We start from the raw sequence: 17,921 nt of genomic DNA, 5'->3' as shown, positions 1-17,921 counted from the left end.
TCCATGACCCGAGCTTTAGTAACCGGCGCCGGAATTCGTCTGGGTCGGGCGATGGCGCTGTACCTGGCGGGCCGCGGCTATGATGTGGCGGTGCATTATGCAACGTCACAGCAACCTGCACAGGAAACTGTGGCCGACGTTAAAGCCCTGGGCCAACAGTCCGTTGCGCTGCAAGCTGACCTGCTGGATGAGGCGCAGGTTTTGTCCTTGTTGCCTCGGGCAGCAGAGGCATTGGGCGGACCGATCACCTGTTTGGTAAACAATGCCTCGATCTTTGAACATGATAGTATCTATACAGCGACCCGCCAAAGCTGGGACCGCCATCTCGCCAGCAACTTGCGCGCACCGTTTGTGTTGACCCAGGCAATGGCCGAACAAGGGCTGGAACCCGCGATCGATGCAAGTGGCGAACCCGTTGCGACGGGTGCGATCATCAATATGGTCGACATGCGTGTCCAAAAACTGACGCCGGAATTCATGTCATACACAATCGCCAAGATGGGGTTATGGGCACTGACACGCACTTCAGCGCAGGCGTTGACCCCCGCAATCCGGGTGAATGCGATTGGGCCGGGTCCAACAGTGAAGGGCCATCGTCAAAGCGATGAGCACTTTCAGGCGCAACGATCCAATACGGTTCTGGAACGTGGTGCGAACCCTTCAGATATCACCGCTGCGCTGGGGTATTTTCTGGACGCCCCTGCCGTAACCGGGCAGCTTTTATGCGTTGATGGCGGTCAGCATCTGGGATGGCGGACGCCAGACGTTCTGGGTGTAGAATAGCTAAATATGCTGCAAGTTTTGCACTGCTCGCAGTTCTGTTACATCGACGTTACAAAAATGTCTTTTTTTTCATATACTTGCTAAGTTATCAAAAAAGTTTCATTTAAAAACAGTAACTTAAAAAAGCGCCTATTTTTTGTGCAGCGTAGGGAAATGGCAAGAAAACAAGGAAAAATCACTGTGGCCCAAAACTTATCTGCACAGTTATCCACAGAAACCGTGGATTTGTTTTCTCTTGATCTGGGACGCTCAAGATTGCAGCCAATGACAAAGAATCATATTTCAAGGCCATGAGCTCTCACAACGATACGAACGCGGATACTCAGACCACCGGATATGCCTGTATTCAGCGCTACGTAAAGACGCTGGATAGCTCTCCGGGCGTCTATCGCATGCTGGATGGTGACAGCCGGGTTTTGTACGTGGGCAAGGCGCGGAACCTAAAGGCGCGGGTTTCGAACTATGCGCGACCCGGCCATTCGGGGCGGATCGAAAGGATGATCGCCGCGACGGCTTCGATGATGTTCCTTACGACAAGGACCGAGACCGAGGCGCTTCTGCTTGAGCAGAACCTGATCAAGCAGCTCAAGCCGAAATACAATGTGCTGCTGCGTGACGACAAAAGTTTTCCAAACATTCTGGTCGCTAAGGACCATGCTTTTCCGCAGATCAAAAAGCATCGCGGGGCGAAGAAAGAGAAAGGGGCGTATTTTGGCCCCTTCGCCAGTGCTGGTGCGGTGAATCGGACGCTCAATCAGCTGCAAAAGGCATTCCTGCTGCGCAACTGCTCGGATTCCATGTTCGACGGTCGGTCGCGGCCTTGTTTGCTGTACCAGATCAAGCGGTGTTCCGGGCCATGCGTTGGGCTGATCTCTGAAACCGAGTATCGCGAAAGTGTCAGTGACGCTGAACGGTTCCTGTCGGGTCGATCAACCAAGGTGCAAGAGGACCTGGCTGAGCAGATGATGGCCGCGTCCGAGGCGATGGAGTTCGAACGTGCCGCCGGTCTGCGCGACCGGATCCGGGCACTGACACAGGTGCAAACCTCGCAAGGCATTAACCCGCGTGGTGTGACCGAGGCGGATGTAATCGGCCTTTATATGGACAGTGGACAGGCCTGTGTTCAGGTGTTCTTCATTCGCGCCAACCAAAATTGGGGAAACCGCGACTTCTATCCGCGCGTGGGGCCGGATGTCTCAGCTGCTGAGACGATGGAGGCCTTTCTGGGTCAGTTCTACGACAACAAGGAACCGCCCCGGCAGTTAATCCTGTCAGACGCAACTGAAAACGCCGATCTAATGCAAGAGGCGCTGACTGTGAAAGCCGGGCGCAAGGTTGAGATTCTCGTGCCCCAGCGCGGTGAAAAGCAGGAATTGGTGGCCGGTGCACTACGCAATGCGCGTGAGTCGCTGGCCCGCCGCATGTCCGAAAGCGCGACGCAGGCCAAGCTGCTGCGCGGTGTGGCCGAGGCATTTGAATTGGATAGCCCTCCGAACCGGATCGAAGTTTACGACAACTCGCATATTCAAGGTACCAACGCGGTGGGCGGCATGATCGTGGCTGGCCCCGAAGGGTACATGAAAAACGCATATCGCAAGTTCAACATCCGGGGCGACGACCTGACCCCCGGTGACGATTTCGGGATGATGAAAGAGGTTCTGACTCGTCGTTTCACGCGTCTTCAAAAAGAAGACCCTGACCGCGACAAAGGTCTGTGGCCCGATCTGCTGCTGATTGATGGCGGTGCCGGGCAGGTGAGCGCTGTGCAAGAGATCATGGCGCAATACGGGGTCGAAGATATCCCTATGGTCGGTGTCGCCAAAGGGGTCGACCGTGATCATGGCAAGGAAGAATTCCACCGGACCGGCCAACGCCCCTTTGCCCTGAAACGCAACGACCCGGTGCTGTACTTCATTCAGCGCTTAAGGGACGAAGCCCACCGGTTCGCGATCGGCACGCACCGGGCAAAACGCGCCAAGGCGGTGGGGGCAACACCACTGGATGAAGTCCCCGGCGTAGGTGCGGCTCGCAAGCGTGCCTTGCTGGCCCATTTTGGCAGTGCCAAGGCGGTCAGTCGGGCCAATCTGGCGGATCTGAAGGCGGTCGATGGGATCTCAGCAGGGTTGGCGCAGAAAGTGTATGACTTTTTCCACGACAAGGGTTAAGCCCGCCGACCCCGCCAAAGAATGTAAAGGCCCGAGGCGACAATTAGCGCGCTGCCGATCCACATAGTCCTGTCCAGATGCTCTCCGAACAGGAAGACACCCAGGCCGATTCCAAACAACAGACGGGAATAGCGAAACGGGGTTACGGCTGAAACTTCCCCTGTGCGCATGGCCTTCATCAGTGAGGCGTAAGCAATTGTGCCCAGCACCGCAGCGCCTGCCAAATGCAGGCTTGTATGAAAGGAAAGGGCGGCAATCGGAGCACCCTCCCAGAACCGATAGACAAACCCGGCGACGATGACGCAGAGGAAACCATAGAACCCAAGAACTTCGGTTCCCAAACTTGCGGGCGCAGCGCGACTGGCCAAGTCGCGACCGGCAAAGCCCAGCATTCCCAGTACCGCCAGAATCGACAAAATGGAAAAGCTGTCTCCGGTGGGTCGAATGATAATCATGACGCCGATCATGCCCACAAAGATCGCGCTCCATCGTCGCCAGCCGACGGTTTCACCGAAGAACAGCGCGGCACAGGCAACCACAACCAGTGGTGTGGCTTGCAGGATCACCGTGGCGGAAGACAGCGGTGTCAGCGCGATGGCCAGCACGTAGAACAAGCGCCCGAAGATTTCGAAGAATACGCGTATCTTCATCGGGGCCGACAGCACATCGGGTTGCAGCAAACGCGTGCTGCGCAGCCCGGCCACACAGGCAAATATGGCGGTTCCACCGGCGCCGAATAGAACCAAAACCTGCCAGATCGGCAGGGCGATGGATGCGGATTTCAACAACGCATCCTCGAACGCGAACCCGGCCATCGCAGCGATCATCCAGACGCTGCCAATCAGGTTTGAACGGGGATCGGTTCGAATATGAGTCGTCATCTTTTCCGCACGCGTCCCTTGGTTGGCCCGCCCGGCAATCTGACCGCAAACCTGCCCCGCGCCAAGTTGTATCCTGCAGCGAGGACCTGCTTGCGACGGTTTGACCCAAAACTCTTCAAGCGACTGTGATTGACGCAGTTTTTTGCCGTCCCGCCTTTTCTGTCCGGAACCGCCGATGTACTGTCCACTTCATGAAGTGGAACTTGCCGAACACCCTGACCGTTCTTCGCCTGCTGGCTGCGCCCGGTCTGGCCATTATGTTTCTGTATTTCACCCGACCCTATGCGGATTGGTTTGCGCTGATCCTGTTTTTGTCAGCGGCAATCACTGACTGGTTTGATGGTTATCTGGCCCGTGCCTGGAAGCAGGAAACTAGGATAGGGGCCATGCTGGATCCGATTGCCGATAAGGCCATGGTGGTGATCGCTTTGATGATATTGGTGGGGTATTCGACCGAACACTGGACGCCTTGGTTGGTGCTGCCAGCCACCGTAATCCTGTTTCGCGAGGTGTTTGTCTCGGGTCTGCGAGAATATCTTGGTGATGTGGCCGGAACGCTGAAGGTCACCAAGCTGGCAAAGTGGAAGACCACTGCGCAGATGATCGCCATTGCTGTGCTGTTTTCTCAGGGCATTTTTGAGCACTACTTCGTGATGGGCACCTTCGGGATGGACCCCACTATGATCGATCAGGTTCTGACCGGACAGATCGAAGATCTGACTGGTGTGCGTTGGAACCTTGAAGCCATGTTCTGGTCGGGACGGATCGGGTTGTGGTTGCTGTGGCTTGCAGCGGCGCTGACATTGATCACAGGCTATGATTACCTACGTAAAGCCATGCCCCATCTGAAGGAGAGCTGAGCAATGGACGTGCTGTATTTCGCCTGGGTGCGCGAACGGATCGGTCTTCCCAAAGAGCGGGTCGAGACCAATGCTGCCACGGTCTCGGATTTGGTAGCCGAACTCAGCGCGCGGGAAGACCGCTATGCCGCGGCTTTTGCAGATGTTTCGGCGCTGCGTGTCGCATTGGATCAGGAGCTTTCGGATTTTGATGCCTCTTTGACGGGTGTGCGCGAGGTGGCGTTCTTTCCCCCAATGACCGGCGGCTAAAGCAATGCGGGTTGTCGTACAGGAAGACGCGTTTGATCTGGGTGCCGAGGCCAACGCCTTTGCGGCTGCAGACGACACAAACGGAGCGATCGTGACATTCACCGGCGTGGTACGCGACCTGGCCACGGGCAATCTGGATGTGATGGAGATCGAACACTATCCAGGCATGACCGAGCGTGCGCTTACAAAAATCGCCGAAGAGGCCATGGTGCGCTGGTCTCTGGGCGATGTTCTTGTCATCCACCGGCACGGGCGCCTGGTGCCCGGCGACCGGATCATGATGGTTGCCACTGCTGCACCACATCGCAAAGACGCATTCGAAGCAGCCGAGTTTCTGATGGACTACCTAAAGTCTCGCGCCCCGTTCTGGAAAAAAGAAATTACCGGAGCGGGGGCAGATTGGGTCGCCGCCAAGGATGAGGATGAAGACGCGCTGACCCGCTGGTGAACGGTTCAATCAGCGTTGTTGATACGTCCGCGCAATTCTTCTGCTTCCTGACGGGCGGCACGCAGACCATCCATTGCAGCCGCAAGCTCGGCCTCGGTCTGGGTCAGCTGATTGGTCAGTTCCGCCTCGCGCTGCTGAAGATAAGTAATCGCCTGATCGCGGGTTTCCTCAGCCTCGTGCAGTTCCTGGCTCATGCGGTCCAGATCGGCAACATCACTTTGGCGCACGCGTGACAGTCGGTGGGCAAGCCAATTCGCGAACCAGCCCATGCAAAAGGCGGCGAACAGGATGATGGCGGTGGCGATGATGAATTCAAATCTGTTCAAGTCACTGGTCCTCTGCATCTGATTCAGATGCGTCACTTTCCGTTTGCTCGGAGTCTGTTACGTCAGCTTCCAAGGCTTCTAGCCCGGTTTCTTCATTGGTGACAGGTTCGGGCCGGATCAGGCGGAATTCGATCCGTCGATTTTCTTCGCGCCCTTCTTCACTGTCATTGTCGCCAATGGGTTGCGTTTCGCCATAGCCCACCGCTGTGTAGCTTGCGGTCGGGATGCGCCGCCCGCGCAATTCGTTCAGGATCGATTGCGCGCGGGATTGGCTGAGCTGCTGGTTCATCTCTTCACGGCCCTGGCTATCGGTATGCCCCTGAATCTCCATGCGGATTGGGCCGCATTCACGCAGGATATCGGCGATCTGGTTGACGGTGTCGCGCGAATCTGCGGCAATCGTTGATGATCCGGGTTCAAACGCAATCTTGCTGACAGCTTGAATGTCGGCAATTTGCGTTTCACAAAGCTCGGGGTCGGGCAGGGCGTCTGCCGGAGCGGGCGGTGGTTGATAGGTGATCGACAGGGTGAAATCCTGCGCCTCTCCTAACTTTTCCGAAAGTTGCCCGGCTATTCGGGCTTTAGCGCCCTCATCGTGGCTGAGACCGATCAGTTCAACCGAGTCCGGGGTGACGGTCAGCGCCCCGTTTTTGAGCTGGTTCAATGCCTCAAGCCCGGCCAGAACACGCACGGGCCAGTCCGCAGGCAGATCCGGAACGATGCGTGTTGCGGTGTAAACCTGTTCCGATCCAAAAGCCGCGCGGGCGAAGCTGTCGACCATATCCCGCAGGGTTTCGTCACCCAGGCGTCCACGCAGTTGAACCAGGCCTTCCGGGCTGCGGGTTGCAGAGAACTCGATGGGACCGGACTGTTCTTCTGTTTCCGGTTCAGGCAATACGGCGTGCAGGGCAAAAACGTCTGGCAGCGCCGTTTCTAGTTCACCCACAACCCGGTCAAACAGCGCTGGCAGCGTACCCTGTGCTGCAATCAGGGTGATGTCAGCATCCGAGATTGTTATCGACCCTCGTCCAATTTCTGCCAATGCGCGGATGCCCAACTCGGCGGCTTCAGGCCAACGCGGCGAAGGGACACCCAGACCAATGGTGCAAGAATAGGGTCCAGATAAGCCCGCGTTCTGAGCCGCAGCAACAATCCGATCCCGGGCTTTTTCGTCTTGGGCCGAGCACGCGTCAAACTGGCCGCCTGCCTCGCCGATCAGATACCGCAATGTGAACGGCGTGATCACCGGTCGCGGTGCCGAGATCGACAAGCCAATTCGCAAGCTGGCTGGCGCGGCGCGAGTCAGATCTTGTTCGAGTTGCTCCTTTTCCTGCTGGCTGTCGGAAATGGCGGTGATCTTGACCAGCCCAGAGTTGGCAGAGATTTTTGCGCGTGGCAGTCGAGACAAGGCGTCAATCGCGTAAGAAACCGCATCATCCCACCCTTTTGGTTTGGGGTAGTCTGCGGTCTCCATCAGATCCGATACCGGAACCGAGCGGTCTAGACCGCGCAGCCTGTCCATCAGCGCTTCGCGATCCTCGCTGGCCGGAACCAAGCCAATGATCGAGATACCGCTGTCATTGCGCAGGATTTCTACGGAAAATCGCGGCGCAGCCAGTGCAGAGGTTGCGGTCACATCCATCTCGTCAATGACCCGCGAGGTGTCGACCTCGGCCCCTGCAGCTGTCAGCGCGTTAAAACGCATTGCTTCATCCGGTGCCATCCCCGTCAGAACAACACGCAGCCCATCGGATTCAACTTCTGCCCAGTCATGGCCTTTAAGGTCCAATGCACGCCGAACTGCGAATTCCGATGTCTCTTCGATCTTGGTCACGGCGTAGCTGGCCGCCAGCAGCGACACAACGGCCGACACCAGGAAGATCAGGGAGACGACTATTATATAGGGCAGACGCATATGCGGGTTTTAGACTCCTCAGGCGATTGGCAGAACTCTTAACAGACCCCGAAGCAGAGGTGCAATCAGAGCAACAGGGCGACGCAGAGGAAGATCAGCGGAATCAGGCCGGTGTCTCTGTTGGAATGAAACAGTTGCAGCAGCTTGGTATTGTCCTCGATATCCAGGCCACGCAGTTGCCACATCATGTGCCACCCCATGGCCCAAGGTCCGCCAAGGGCGACGGCAAGGGCAAAGATCGACGCGTTTGGAACGCCCGCGTCAATGATCGCCAGCCCCATCAATCCAACTGTCACAGCCAGAAAGTACTTGAGCCATTTCGCAGTATCAGTTCCAAACAGGCGCGCCGTGGATTTGATACCCACAAGCTCATCATCTTCGGCATCCTGGTGGGCATAAATCGTGTCATAGAACAGCGTCCACGCGATGCCGGACAGATAGAGGATGACAGCAGGCCAACCCAGCGTACCGCTATGGGCAGTCCAGGCCAGCAATGCGCCCCAATTGAATGCCAAGCCCAAGAACACTTGGGGCCACCAGGTGAAGCGCTTGGCGAACGGGTAGACCGCCACCGGAAGCAAAGACAGAACCCCCATGGCAATAGCTGCCTGATTGAAGCTGAGCAGAATGGCAAGTGCCAACAAGCACTGCAAAACCATCCAAGCCGCAGCTTGTCGGACGGTGACATGACCAGCAGGAATCGGGCGTGACCGCGTGCGCTCGACCTGAGCGTCAAACTCCCGGTCAGTGATGTCGTTCCAGGTGCATCCGGCACCACGCATCAAAAACGCGCCCAACGCGCAACCAACGGCGATCCACAAATCGCCCAAGCGCGGTTGGCCATCGCTTAGGATCGCCAGTGCCAGGCCCCACCAGCACGGAATCAACAAAAGCCAGGTTCCGATTGGCCGGTCGGCACGGCTCAACCGCAGATAGGGACGGGTGAAGGCGGGTGCGCGGGTGTCTACCCAATTGCCGGCTACGGCATCAGCGACCTGACCGTCTGGTGTTGGGGCATTGCCTTGCATATGTAGGTCTCATGAGTGCGAAGATCAGACTGTATGTAGAGCAGCCCTTGGGTCAGGGGCAATCGGTAGAATTGACGCGAGAGCAGGCGCATTACATGTTTGGTGTGATGCGATTGGGCGTGGGCGGCCAAGTTGCCCTGTTCAACGGTCAGGATGGCGAGTGGCTTGCCGAGGTGTCCGAGGCTGGCAAACGCGGCGGTGTCCTGACATGTGCCCAGCAAACGAAGCCGCTGCAGTTGCCGCCTGATCTGTGGTTCATGTTTGCGCCGATCAAAAAGGCGCGCACCGATTTCATCGTCGAAAAAGCGACCGAAATGGGCGCGGCGCGGATCATGCCCGTGCAAACCCAGTTCACCAATTCCGAGCGCATCCGTCAGGATCGCCTGCAGGCGCATGCGGTCGAGGCAGCCGAGCAATGCGGCGGGACATTTGTGCCTGAAGTTGCGGACTTGCAGCGTCTGGACAAAGCTCTGGATAGCTGGCCAGATGGACGCCAACTGATGTTCTGCAACGAAGCAGAAGTAGGTTCTGCCCTGCATTTGGCGGCCAGCGAAAAGGGGTGTCCTTGGGCCATCCTCATCGGGCCTGAAGGCGGGTTTTCGGATCAGGAGCGCGCGCGCCTGACCGCGTTGCCATATGCGCATGTTGTCAGCCTTGGCCCGCGTATCCTGAGGGCCGACACAGCGGCCGTTGCAGCATTGACCATGTGGCAGCAAGCATTGGGGGACTGGGTCTGATGTGGCGCGCCGCGCGTCAAGAAGACCTCGGAAAAATTGAAAGTTTTTTGTACCGGCATGTGCAAAGTTCGATGTTCCCACTGGCCAACCTGCGTAATTTTGGCCTGAACGGAAGCGATCCGCGCGCTGTCCGAATGTGGGTGATTGGCGACGATCCACGAGCAGTGTTTACCATCACAAACGAAGGAATGATCCTGCCGCAATGTCCCGATTGCACGGATCACGAATTGCTGTCTGCGCTGGCTTTGATTGGCGATGGTCTTGTTGCAGATGTGATTGGCGAGGCCGCGCAGGCACGTCCGATCGTTCGATTGGCTGGTTGGCAAGATAAGGCAGCGATGGCGGTCGCGTTGCATCTTAACGAAGCGCGAGAATCTGGTGTAACGCATGCCATTCTGTTTGCTGCTTCAGAATCAGCGGCGCGTGCCTATATGGCTATTGGGTTTGCCCCTGCTGGCAAGTTCGCCCTGATCCTGTTCCAGGCAAAAAAGGAGGTCACAGCATGAGCTTCATTCGACCCGAAGCCAAGCTTGCCCTTTGGCGGTGGCGCGAGGTTCTCGTTGCGGTTTTTGTTCTGATCCTCGGCCTCAGCTGGGTCAGTGGCCCCGGAGGATTGCTGGGTTGGATTGGCTGGGTATTGGTCGCCGTTTCACTAGCGCTGGCCATTATTGGCGTGCAACGGGCGCGGTTCCGAACCGGTACGGGCGGGCAAGGTGTGGTGACCATTGACGAAGGTCAGATCACGTATCTGGGTCCGCTTGACGGGGGCATCGTCGCTACGCGCGAGATCGAGCGGCTGGCGCTGGACCCGACATTGCACCCTGCGCATTGGGTGTTGGACCAACCCGGTCAGCCGGCGCTTCACATTCCTGTGAATGCAGAAGGCGCCGAGGCGCTGTTCGATGTGTTTTCGAATCTGCCGGGTTTGAAAACAGAACAAATGCTGGCGGAACTGAACCGCGGATCGTCGATTCCGGTCGTTATCTGGGAGCGAACACCCTCGCGCCCCGCACACTTTCGGCTGCATTGACACTGGCGCAGTTTGCCCTCAGGACTGGCCTTCAAGACAAGGTTCAACAGGATCGGAGCACGGTTCATGTCCATCCCCCAGTCCGGCGGCGGACCGATCGAACGCCATGAGCAATTGGCCGAATATCTTGAATCGGGCTGCAAGCCCAAACAGGATTGGCGCATCGGAACCGAGCACGAAAAGTTCGGATATTGCAAAGACACGCTGAAGCCGTTGCCGTTCGACGGAAAACGCTCGATCGTCGCAGTGCTGGAAGGCCTGCGGGATCGTCACGGTTGGGGCGAGGTGCGCGAAGCCGGGCATCTGATTGGCCTCGAAAAAGATGGCGCGAATGTCAGCTTAGAGCCAGGCGGCGCACTAGAGCTGTCAGGTGCACCGTTGGAGACGATCCACGAAACCTGCGACGAGGTGAATGTTCACCTGCGCGAAGTTAAAGATATCGCTGACGAGATCGGAGTGGGTTTTATCGGTCTGGGCGCTGCCCCGATCTGGACCCATGAAGAAATGCCGCTGATGCCCAAGGGGCGATACCGGCTGATGAATGACTATATGGAGAAAGTCGGCACCATGGGCCGCGCGATGATGCGCAGGACCTGTACGGTTCAGGTCAATATCGACTTCGGATCCGAGGCCGACATGGTGCAAAAGCTGCGTGTCGCACTAGCCCTGCAACCTGTTGCGACCGCGCTTTTTGCCAATTCGCCGTTCTTTGAAGGCAAGCCCAACGGCCAGAAAAGCTGGCGCAGTTATATCTGGCGGCATCTGGACGATGCCCGGACAGGTATGCTGCCCTTTGTGTTCGAAGAAGGCTTTGGGTTTGAACGCTACGTGGAATACGCGCTCGATGTTCCGATGTATTTTGTCTATCGCAACGGCGAATACATCGACGCGCTGGGCATGTCGTTCCGGGACTTCCTACAAGGAAAACTTCCAGCCTTGCCGGGCGAAACCCCAACGCTGAGCGATTGGGCAGATCATCTGACTACCGCTTTCCCCGAGGCACGGATCAAGAAATTCATGGAAATGCGCGGCGCCGATGGTGGCCCGTGGCGGCGTCTATGCGCTTTGCCCGCCTTCTGGGTGGGCCTGACCTATGATCAAGGCGCGCTGGATGCGGCCTGGGATCTGGTCAAAGGCTGGGATGCCGAAACGCGCGAAGCATTGCGGATCGAAGCCGCCAAGGACGGTCTGCAAGCACAGGTCGGCAACATCAATATGCACGATCTGGCGCGCGAAGTGGTCGCGATATCCGAGGCCGGTCTGAAGGCCCGCGCCTATCCCGGCGCGGGTGGCATGGTTCCCGATGAATCGCATTTTCTGAATGCGCTGAAAGACAGTATCGAAACGGGCAAAGTGCCTGCCGATGAATTGCTGGATCACTATAACGGCGATTGGCAGGGCGACCTGACCCGGGTTTTCCCCGACTACAGTTATTGATCCCGCCCGTTCGGCTTGCATTTGCGTGGCCGGACCGATAGCAGGTTCTCGACCAATTTCAGAGGACCGTCATGGACGATCTTAAGGCAAAATATCTGGGCCAAATCGCCGAGGCTGGAGACGAAAACGCGCTTGAAGCGATCCGCGTTGCGGCCGTCGGCAAAAAGGGTGAAGTCGCGCTGAAGATGCGCGAACTGGGCAAGATGACGCCCGAAGAGCGTCAGGTCGCGGGTCCTGCGCTGAACGCGTTGAAGGATGAAATCAACTCAGCGCTGGTTGCCAAGAAAGCGGGTCTTGCCGATGCTGCGTTGGATGAACGTCTGCGCACCGAATGGCTGGATGTCACGCTGCCCACCCGTGCGCGTCGTCAGGGCTCGGTTCACCCTGTCAGCCAGGCCACTGAAGAGCTGACGGCGATCTTTGCCGAGCTTGGCTTCTCGGTCGCTGAAGGGCCGCGGATCGAAACCGACTGGCATAATTTCGATGCGCTGAACATCCCTGGCCACCACCCCGCGCGGGCCGAGATGGATACCTTTTACATGCACCGTGCCGAGGGGGATAACCGCCCGCCGCACGTGCTGCGCACCCACACCTCTCCGGTGCAGATACGCTCGATGGAGTTGCAGGGCGCGCCGATCCGCATCATTTGTCCCGGCGGTGTGTATCGCGCCGACTATGACCAGACCCACACGCCGATGTTCCATCAGGTCGAGGGGCTGGCCATCGACAAGGACATCTCGATGGCGAACCTGAAATGGGTACTGGAAGAATTCGTGAAGGCGTTCTTCGAGGTCGACAACGTCGAACTGCGCTTCCGCGCCTCACACTTCCCCTTCACCGAACCTTCGGCCGAGGTCGATATCCGCTGTTCCTGGGACAACGGTCAGCTGAAGATCGGCGAAGGTGACGACTGGATGGAGATTCTGGGTTCCGGCATGGTCCACCCCAAGGTGATCGCCGCCGGTGGCATCGACCCCGAGGTCTATCAGGGCTTTGCCTTTGGCATCGGGATCGACCGTCTGGCGATGCTGAAATACGGCATCCCAGATTTGCGCGCGTTTTTTGACAGCGACCTGCGGTGGCTGCGCCACTACGGGTTTGCGGCGCTGGATATGCCGAACCTGCATGGTGGTTTGAGTCGATAGGTGTACCCACTGGGCGTCTACCTGTCCCGGTACTATGACTGGTGCAACGCCTTTTCCGGCCGCAATCCACGATGGGTCGGATTTGTCGTTCTGCTAGGATTCTTCGGGCTATTTTGCGTTCTCGCGAGTCTCCTCCCTGGATGGGTTAGTGCATTGATGCTGCTTGCAACGTCTCCATTTTGTGGGCTTTTCATGGTGGCACACCACCGAGTTTGGGAGAAACGGGACCAAACTTCACGTGATCGACAACCACAGTTGTAGAAGACAAAGAAGCTCATCGGCCGTTTCAAGAAATAGGCGCGGAGCAAAGGCCGTTAGGCCGCCGCGCTATCGCCAGACCGCCCGCACGGGCTGGCGATTTGTCTCCGCAAGCGCAATGCTCGACCGGCGCGCGGATTTGGCCAGCATAAACTGCCCAACACAAGCCGAAGATCGCCATCCCGAGGTCTGGCGATTGCGCGGCTTGGTGTAGTGAGGGAATCAACCCGTCTCGCGTTTTCGTCAAAATGTGATACCCTCGCTCACGATGTGATTGTTTTATTGAGTGGGGCACATTATGCCAATTGGTCTGCCAAATTTCTTCTATCCATTGCTGCGAAAGATGTTTGTTTCTCAAGAACGCACTGACGTTATTGAGGAAATCGTAAATCGCCAGAGTGAGCAAAGAGAAATACCCACCGCGCAAGCCTGTTGGGATATCCTTGATGCAATTGATGTCAAGGCAACAGCCCTGTTGACACATATTTCGCTTATGACGGCGATTGTCGGGATTGTGTTTGTCAGTTTTGGGGAATCTCGGGTTGAGCAAATTGTGGTTCTGATCGAGATGATAGCCTACTTGATCCTGGGTGTAATGTGCCTGCAGTGTTTCCGCTTGGGGCAGGGCAGAGGCTCAAAACTTGAAGAAGAAGTTGTGATCGAAGGACGCTTGGATGAAATTGCGTTTCGATGGGATCTACACAGGTTTTGTTTGAATGCGACAACGCTCGTTACATGGGTATTTGTCCTATCGATGGTCGTGCACGTCTTTATTGGTGATCTACCGAGCGCAAACGAAGGAACCGGCGGTCGCTGATCACTTAGATGTAAGGTGACAACGCGCGTGCGCTCGGTACTTTGGCGCCATGCTTCTTCGATTGCTTTGCCTCTTCCTGCTGACCGCCACCCAAGCAGCGTCTAAGGAAACCTGCCACGGCGATACCGCTTGTGAACTCGGCGACCGCTCGTACCACGTGCTGGAACCCGAGAGGTGGGATGGCGAGACGCCTCTGCCGGTGTTGCTGCATTTCCACGGCTGGGCGCGGCAGGGCACCGTCGTGGTGAAACACGAACGGATCGCAGGGGCGACGAAACGGCGCGGTGTTCTGCTTGTTGCACCCAACGGGTTGGGGAAAAGCTGGAACTTCTGGGCGTCTGATACGGGTGACGTTGGTTTTGCCGACCGGGTGCTGGGTGATGTCGCCAAGCGATATCCGATCGATCCCGAGCGCGTGTATGTTTCTGGCTACTCCTTCGGTGGCGCGATGGCTTGGCGCTATGTTTGCCAGTCCGGCAATGACACTGCCGCGCTGCTGGCCGTCGCAGGCTCGATCCGCCAGACCGAAACCTGCCCGCAGGCTCCGGGCGAGGTGCGCCATGTGCACGGGTTGGACGATACCGTGATGGCTTTCCCCTTTGGCCCCGGTGGCGACACGACCTATCCGGTGGCGCTGTGGCGCGAGATGTACGGTTGCAGGTCCGCTACCCCGCAAGGTGATTGGAGCGTGGTGCCCTTTCTGACGCTCAGCCGTGTGGAATGGACCGATTGTGCCATCGGGCAAGTCACGTTGGACACGCATCCGGGTGGACATTTCATCCCGCATGGCTGGATCGGCTGGCAACTGGATGAACTGTTGGGCCAGACGCCGGCTTACCCCTAAGTTGCGCTTTGACAAGCCCGAAGCAACGCGTTCAGCTGCGCGAACTGACGCTACTTGGGAGGTTTGCTAGTGAAAACGTTGCTTTTGATTGCCCTGATCTTTGGGGCTGTTCCAGCCCTTGCGCGTGACACTTATCCGCCAGTCGATGTGCTGCTGCAGACCGATAGCTCGGTTATTGGCGAGCCGTTGGAGTATCCCGACGGGACCCCGCAAATCACGATGGCTATTGTGACAATGCAACCCGGTCAGGAAACGGGTGTGCATCGCCACGATGCGCCCTTGGCGGCCTATGTTCTCGAAGGTGAAATCACCGTTGATTACGGCGACAAGGGGACCAAAACCTATACCAAGGGCGACGCTTTTGTCGAGGCGTTTCAGTCTCCCCACACCGGCGCGAACACCGGCGATGGTATTGCCCGTATTCTGGCGGTGTTCGCGGGATCGGACAACGTTGCTAACACAGTTGCTGATGACTAGCGTAAGTGGGTCATACGGCCTCTTTCACCTTGAGTGAATATCCGCTACACGCGGTTTAACCCAAGATTACTGGCGGAATACGACCGATGAAATTCACTCTTTCCTGGCTCAAAGACCACCTGGACACGGATGCGTCGGTTGAGGAAATCGCCGAAACGCTGACCGATCTCGGCCTCGAAGTTGAAGAGATTGTAAATCCTGCGGACCGGCTGGCTGGCTTTACGCTGGGCTATGTAAAGCATGCCGAGAAACACCCCGACGCCGACAAGTTGCGGGTGTGCAGGGTCGAGACGGATGAGGGTGATCTGCAGATCATCTGCGGTGCGCCCAACGCCCGTGAAGGCATCACCGTCGTCGTCTGCAAACCGGGCATGTATATCCCCGGTCTGGACCTGACCATCAGCGTTGGCAAAATCCGCGGCGTTGAAAGCTTTGGCATGATGGCGTCCGAGCGCGAGCTGGAGCTGTCCGAAGAACATGACGGCATTATCGAACTGCCCTCGGGTGACGTGGGCGACACGTTCGTCGACTGGTTGTCCGAGAACGACCCGTCCAAGATTGATCCGATGATCGAGATTGCGATCACCCCGAACCGTCCGGACGCGCTAGGCGTGGCCGGGATTGCTCGCGATCTGGCAGCGCGTGGTCTGGGAACGTTGAAGCAGCGGGATTATGTTCCGGTGCCGGGTGATCTTGAAAGCCCGATCAAGGTAACCATCGATGACGACACGCTGGACGGGGCCCCGCATTTCACTGGACGTCTGATCAGGGACGTGAAGAACGGGCCCAGCCCGCAATGGCTGCAGGATCAGTTGAAGGCGATTGGTTTACGCCCAATCTCGGCTTTGGTGGACATCACCAATTATATGACCTTCGACTCTAACCGTCCTTTGCACGTCTTTGACGCCGACAAGGTGGAGGGAAACCTTCGGGTGCACCGCGCCACAGGCGGCGAACAGCTGGTTGCGCTGGATGAGAAAGAGTACACACTGCAGCCCGGCATGATGGTGATTTCTGATGACAAGGGTCCGGAATCGATTGCTGGGATCATGGGCGGCGCGGAAACCGGATGTACGGAAGAGACGGTTAATGTCTTTCTTGAAAGCGCGTTCTGGGATCACGTGCAGATTGCGCTGACCGGGCGCGCGCTGAAAATCAACTCGGACGCACGGTATCGGTTCGAACGCGGCGTTGACCCGGAATACACGCTTGAGGGGCTGGAGCACGCGACCCAGATGATCCTGGACATCTGCGGTGGTGAGGCGTCGAAAGTTGTTGTTGCAGGCAAAGCGCCGAAGCATTCACGGGCCTACAAGCTGGACGCGGAACGCGTACAGTCACTGGTTGGCATGGAGATTCCGGAAAGCGATCAACGCCAGACCCTGACCCGTCTGGGTTTCCGTCTTGAAGGTGAGATGGCGCATGTGCCCAGCTGGCGCCCGGATATCATGGGCGAGGCCGATCTGGTGGAAGAGGTCGCGCGGATCGCATCCCTGACCAAGTTGCAGGGCAAGCCATTGCCGCGTGTGACCGATGGTATCCCCAAGCCGGTGATGACGCCAGCACAGCGACGCCAGTCGATGGCGCGACGCACCTGCGCGGCGCTGGGCTACAACGAATGCGTTTCGTACACATTTATCGATCAGGCCTCGGCCGCTCTGTTTGGCGGTGGGGATGAGGCGACGCAGCTGGAAAATCCGATCTCGACCGAGATGAGCCATATGCGCCCGGACCTGCTGCCGGGGCTATTGCAGGCTGCAGCCCGCAATCAGGCGCGCGGGTTTGCTGATCTGGCGCTGTTCGAAGTTGGACCGGTTTTCCATGACGGAGAGCCCGGCGAGCAGAATACGCAGATCACAGGTTTGCTTGTTGGTCGGGACGGACCCAAAGATGTCCACGGCGCGTCCCGCCCGGTAGACCTGTTCGATGCCAAGGCAGATGCCGAGGCTGTGCTGGCTGCCATTGGTGCGCCCGCCAAGGTTCAAGTTTTGCGCGATGGCGATGCCTGGTGGCACCCGGGGCGACACGGCAAGATCTGTCTGGGGCCGAAAAAGGTACTGGGCGTGTTTGGCGAAGTGCATCCGCGCGTGCTGCAGGCGATGGACATCAAAGGCCCGGCAATGGCATTCACCATCTGGCCGGACCAGGTGCCAATGCCCCGCAAGTCGGGTGCGACACGGTCGGCGCTGGAACTGCGCGATCTACAAGCGGCCGAGCGTGACTTTGCCTTTGTTGTCGACGCGGATGTTGAGGCGCTGACACTGGTCAATGCCGCCACCGGCGCAGACAAGGCGCTGATCGAGGATGTGCGCGTCTTTGACGAATTCATTGGGGGCAGTGTTGGTGAGGGCAAGAAGTCGCTGGCCATTACGGTACGCTTGCAACCTTCGGATGCGACGCTGAAGGAAAAGGATATTGAGGCGGTGGCCGAAAAGATCATCGCCAAGGTGACCAAGGCCACGGGTGGCGTCCTGCGCGCCTGACCCAGGGCCCGCGATTGGAAATGCGCGCCTTCGGGCGC

The 17,921-nt window shown here is 57.8% G+C and carries 18 protein-coding genes; 14 read left to right on the top strand and 4 right to left on the bottom strand.

Annotated elements, in window-relative coordinates:
* The first annotated feature begins 3 nt into the window (after positions 1–3).
* Together Q1B21_RS10150 and uvrC are read left to right on the top strand one after the other, a co-directional pair.
* Positions 4–783 (top strand): SDR family oxidoreductase, encoded by a 780-nt coding sequence (locus tag Q1B21_RS10150; protein ID WP_299889025.1) that lies wholly within the window; start codon positions 4–6, stop codon positions 781–783.
* A 290-nt stretch (positions 784–1,073) separates the two neighbouring features.
* On the top strand, positions 1,074–2,948 hold the full coding sequence (gene uvrC / locus Q1B21_RS10145; RefSeq protein ID WP_299889023.1) for an excinuclease ABC subunit UvrC: 1,875 nt from the start codon (positions 1,074–1,076) through the stop codon (positions 2,946–2,948).
* Here uvrC and Q1B21_RS10140 read toward each other — a convergent pair.
* Positions 2,945–3,829 carry a DMT family transporter gene (locus Q1B21_RS10140; RefSeq protein ID WP_299889021.1) on the bottom strand — a complete coding sequence of 295 codons (885 nt, stop codon included), beginning with the start codon at positions 3,827–3,829 and terminating at the stop codon, positions 2,945–2,947. The genes uvrC and Q1B21_RS10140 overlap by 4 nt on opposite strands.
* Positions 3,830–4,020: 191 nt before the next feature.
* Here Q1B21_RS10140 and pgsA point away from each other — a divergent pair, with 191 nt between their 5' ends.
* Genes pgsA through Q1B21_RS10125 form a run of 3 tightly spaced genes read left to right on the top strand, consistent with a single transcriptional unit; the run spans position 4,021 to position 5,386 of the window.
* Complete coding sequence (pgsA, locus tag Q1B21_RS10135) at positions 4,021–4,689, top strand: CDP-diacylglycerol--glycerol-3-phosphate 3-phosphatidyltransferase (protein ID WP_298937726.1); 669 nt, start codon at positions 4,021–4,023, stop codon at positions 4,687–4,689.
* A 3-nt stretch (positions 4,690–4,692) separates the two neighbouring features.
* The gene (gene moaD, locus Q1B21_RS10130) at positions 4,693–4,938 is read left to right on the top strand and encodes a molybdopterin converting factor subunit 1 (protein ID WP_299889018.1); all 246 of its coding nucleotides are present in this window, start codon (positions 4,693–4,695) and stop codon (positions 4,936–4,938) included.
* A 4-nt stretch (positions 4,939–4,942) separates the two neighbouring features.
* Positions 4,943–5,386 carry a molybdenum cofactor biosynthesis protein MoaE gene (locus Q1B21_RS10125; protein WP_299889016.1) on the top strand — a complete coding sequence of 148 codons (444 nt, stop codon included), beginning with the start codon at positions 4,943–4,945 and terminating at the stop codon, positions 5,384–5,386.
* A 5-nt stretch (positions 5,387–5,391) separates the two neighbouring features.
* Here Q1B21_RS10125 and Q1B21_RS10120 read toward each other — a convergent pair whose 3' ends face one another.
* The 3 genes from Q1B21_RS10120 to ubiA all read right to left on the bottom strand — a co-directional run bounded on the left by Q1B21_RS10120 (position 5,392) and on the right by ubiA (position 8,655).
* Positions 5,392–5,712: a hypothetical protein gene (locus tag Q1B21_RS10120; protein ID WP_120632498.1), complete on the bottom strand. Its 321-nt coding sequence runs from the start codon at positions 5,710–5,712 to the stop codon at positions 5,392–5,394.
* Between the two features lies 1 nt (position 5,713).
* The gene (locus Q1B21_RS10115; protein WP_299889014.1) at positions 5,714–7,627 is read right to left on the bottom strand and encodes an OmpA family protein; all 1,914 of its coding nucleotides are present in this window, start codon (positions 7,625–7,627) and stop codon (positions 5,714–5,716) included.
* A 65-nt stretch (positions 7,628–7,692) separates the two neighbouring features.
* Positions 7,693–8,655, bottom strand: a complete 963-nt coding sequence (ubiA, locus tag Q1B21_RS10110; protein WP_299889011.1) for a 4-hydroxybenzoate octaprenyltransferase — start codon at positions 8,653–8,655, stop codon at positions 7,693–7,695.
* Positions 8,656–8,666: 11 nt separating this feature from the next.
* Between ubiA and Q1B21_RS10105 the strand changes: the two genes are divergently transcribed.
* The 9 genes from Q1B21_RS10105 to pheT all read left to right on the top strand — a co-directional run bounded on the left by Q1B21_RS10105 (position 8,667) and on the right by pheT (position 17,883).
* Positions 8,667–9,392 (top strand): 16S rRNA (uracil(1498)-N(3))-methyltransferase, encoded by a 726-nt coding sequence (locus Q1B21_RS10105; protein WP_299889009.1) that lies wholly within the window; start codon positions 8,667–8,669, stop codon positions 9,390–9,392.
* A gap of 71 nt (positions 9,393–9,463) precedes the next feature.
* Positions 9,464–9,898, top strand: a complete 435-nt coding sequence (locus Q1B21_RS10100; protein WP_299889007.1) for a hypothetical protein — start codon at positions 9,464–9,466, stop codon at positions 9,896–9,898.
* The gene (locus Q1B21_RS10095) at positions 9,895–10,422 is read left to right on the top strand and encodes a hypothetical protein (protein ID WP_298937720.1); all 528 of its coding nucleotides are present in this window, start codon (positions 9,895–9,897) and stop codon (positions 10,420–10,422) included. Before Q1B21_RS10100 ends, Q1B21_RS10095 begins: the two co-directional genes overlap by 4 nt.
* A 66-nt stretch (positions 10,423–10,488) precedes the next feature.
* Entirely contained in the window at positions 10,489–11,859 is a 1,371-nt protein-coding gene (locus tag Q1B21_RS10090) for a glutamate--cysteine ligase (protein ID WP_299889004.1), read from the top strand.
* 71 nt (positions 11,860–11,930) lie between these two features.
* The gene (gene pheS / locus Q1B21_RS10085; protein WP_299889002.1) at positions 11,931–13,004 is read left to right on the top strand and encodes a phenylalanine--tRNA ligase subunit alpha; all 1,074 of its coding nucleotides are present in this window, start codon (positions 11,931–11,933) and stop codon (positions 13,002–13,004) included.
* A gap of 556 nt (positions 13,005–13,560) precedes the next feature.
* On the top strand, positions 13,561–14,079 hold the full coding sequence (locus Q1B21_RS10080; protein ID WP_299889000.1) for a hypothetical protein: 519 nt from the start codon (positions 13,561–13,563) through the stop codon (positions 14,077–14,079).
* A 49-nt stretch (positions 14,080–14,128) separates the two neighbouring features.
* Entirely contained in the window at positions 14,129–14,923 is a 795-nt protein-coding gene (locus Q1B21_RS10075) for a polyhydroxybutyrate depolymerase (RefSeq protein ID WP_299888998.1), read from the top strand.
* A gap of 69 nt (positions 14,924–14,992) precedes the next feature.
* On the top strand, positions 14,993–15,400 hold the full coding sequence (locus Q1B21_RS10070; RefSeq protein WP_299888996.1) for a cupin domain-containing protein: 408 nt from the start codon (positions 14,993–14,995) through the stop codon (positions 15,398–15,400).
* Between the two features lie 86 nt (positions 15,401–15,486).
* A complete protein-coding gene (pheT, locus tag Q1B21_RS10065; protein WP_299888994.1) occupies positions 15,487–17,883 on the top strand; it encodes a phenylalanine--tRNA ligase subunit beta in 2,397 nt (798 codons plus the stop codon).
* The last annotated feature ends 38 nt before the right edge of the window (positions 17,884–17,921 follow it).

The sequence above is a fragment of the uncultured Ruegeria sp. genome (assembly GCF_947504215.1).
GTDB lineage: Bacteria > Pseudomonadota > Alphaproteobacteria > Rhodobacterales > Rhodobacteraceae > Ruegeria.
This window is presented reverse-complemented; position numbering and strand designations above follow the sequence as displayed.

What these genes read in the sequence shown, in the direction of transcription:
- Q1B21_RS10115 (WP_299889014.1), bottom strand. Translation starts at nt 7,627, where the DNA reads ATGCGTCTGCCCTATATAATAGTCGTCTCCCTGATCTTCCTGGTGTCG.
- uvrC (WP_299889023.1), top strand. Translation starts at nt 1,074, where the DNA reads ATGAGCTCTCACAACGATACGAACGCGGATACTCAGACCACCGGATAT.
- Q1B21_RS10140 (WP_299889021.1), bottom strand. Translation starts at nt 3,829, where the DNA reads ATGACGACTCATATTCGAACCGATCCCCGTTCAAACCTGATTGGCAGC.
- ubiA (WP_299889011.1), bottom strand. Translation starts at nt 8,655, where the DNA reads ATGCAAGGCAATGCCCCAACACCAGACGGTCAGGTCGCTGATGCCGTA.
- Q1B21_RS10125 (WP_299889016.1), top strand. Translation starts at nt 4,943, where the DNA reads ATGCGGGTTGTCGTACAGGAAGACGCGTTTGATCTGGGTGCCGAGGCC.
- Q1B21_RS10105 (WP_299889009.1), top strand. Translation starts at nt 8,667, where the DNA reads ATGAGTGCGAAGATCAGACTGTATGTAGAGCAGCCCTTGGGTCAGGGG.
- Q1B21_RS10080 (WP_299889000.1), top strand. Translation starts at nt 13,561, where the DNA reads ATGCCAATTGGTCTGCCAAATTTCTTCTATCCATTGCTGCGAAAGATG.
- Q1B21_RS10090 (WP_299889004.1), top strand. Translation starts at nt 10,489, where the DNA reads ATGTCCATCCCCCAGTCCGGCGGCGGACCGATCGAACGCCATGAGCAA.
- Q1B21_RS10095 (WP_298937720.1), top strand. Translation starts at nt 9,895, where the DNA reads ATGAGCTTCATTCGACCCGAAGCCAAGCTTGCCCTTTGGCGGTGGCGC.
- pheS (WP_299889002.1), top strand. Translation starts at nt 11,931, where the DNA reads ATGGACGATCTTAAGGCAAAATATCTGGGCCAAATCGCCGAGGCTGGA.
- moaD (WP_299889018.1), top strand. Translation starts at nt 4,693, where the DNA reads ATGGACGTGCTGTATTTCGCCTGGGTGCGCGAACGGATCGGTCTTCCC.
- Q1B21_RS10150 (WP_299889025.1), top strand. Translation starts at nt 4, where the DNA reads ATGACCCGAGCTTTAGTAACCGGCGCCGGAATTCGTCTGGGTCGGGCG.
- Q1B21_RS10100 (WP_299889007.1), top strand. Translation starts at nt 9,464, where the DNA reads ATGTTCCCACTGGCCAACCTGCGTAATTTTGGCCTGAACGGAAGCGAT.
- pheT (WP_299888994.1), top strand. Translation starts at nt 15,487, where the DNA reads ATGAAATTCACTCTTTCCTGGCTCAAAGACCACCTGGACACGGATGCG.
- pgsA (WP_298937726.1), top strand. Translation starts at nt 4,021, where the DNA reads ATGAAGTGGAACTTGCCGAACACCCTGACCGTTCTTCGCCTGCTGGCT.
- Q1B21_RS10075 (WP_299888998.1), top strand. Translation starts at nt 14,129, where the DNA reads ATGCTTCTTCGATTGCTTTGCCTCTTCCTGCTGACCGCCACCCAAGCA.